This window comes from Actinomadura sediminis (assembly GCF_042675525.1).
GTDB lineage: Bacteria > Actinomycetota > Actinomycetes > Streptosporangiales > Streptosporangiaceae > Spirillospora > Spirillospora sediminis.
The window spans coordinates 1-703 of sequence record NZ_JBHTJA010000260.1; the positions used below are offsets into that span (position 1 = coordinate 1).

Below are 703 nucleotides of genomic sequence, written 5' to 3' on the forward strand. Positions count from 1 at the left end.
TCGGCGGCACCGCCGCGGTGGCCCCGATCTTCTCCGGACTCGTGGCCCTCGGCGCGTTCGCCTCCCTCGGACTGCCCGGCCTCTCGGGTTTCATCGCGGAGTTCCAGATCTTCACCGGGGTCATCGGCAGCGGCGGCACCGCGATCGTCGTGGTCGGCGCCCTGGCGATCCTCGGCATCCTCATCACGGCGGCGCTGTTCCTGCGCCTGCTGCACCGAACCGTCCTCGGTGGACCCGGTGAGCTCACCGCACAGGTCGTCGACGCCCGCCGAAGCGAGATCGCCGCGGTCGCGCCGCTGCTGGCGCTGTCGGTGCTCATCGGCGTGGCGCCCCGGTTCCTGCTGGACGTCATCGAACCGTTCTCAGCCGTCGTGGTCTCCCTGGTGGCGCGATGATGAGGGAGAACCCGGCGGACCTCCTGCCGGAGCTGTGCCTGCTCTCCGGTGTCGTGATCGGCCTGCTGACCGGGTCGTTCCTGCCGCGGGCCCGGCAGTGGATCGTCGCGGTCCTGTGCGCGTCCGCGCTCGCCGCCGGGCTCGTGGCGGCGGTGGGCGCCGCCGCGCGGCCGGACACGATGACGTTCGGCGCGTTCATGCTCGACCCCGTCACGCACGTGACGCGGATCGTCGTGCTCGCGTCGGCGCTGCTGGTGCTCGCCCTCGCGGTTGGCCCGATGCGCGGCCACCGCAGGGAGAGCGAGTTC

At 72.5% G+C, this 703-nt stretch carries 2 pseudogenes; both read left to right on the top strand.

What is annotated here, in order from left to right:
- A pseudogene (locus ACFQ11_RS37885) lies at positions 1-395 on the top strand (NADH-quinone oxidoreductase subunit M); the annotation flags it as partial.
- A pseudogene (locus tag ACFQ11_RS37890) lies at positions 392-703 on the top strand (NADH-quinone oxidoreductase subunit N); the annotation flags it as partial. The pseudogenes ACFQ11_RS37885 and ACFQ11_RS37890, both read left to right, overlap by 4 nt.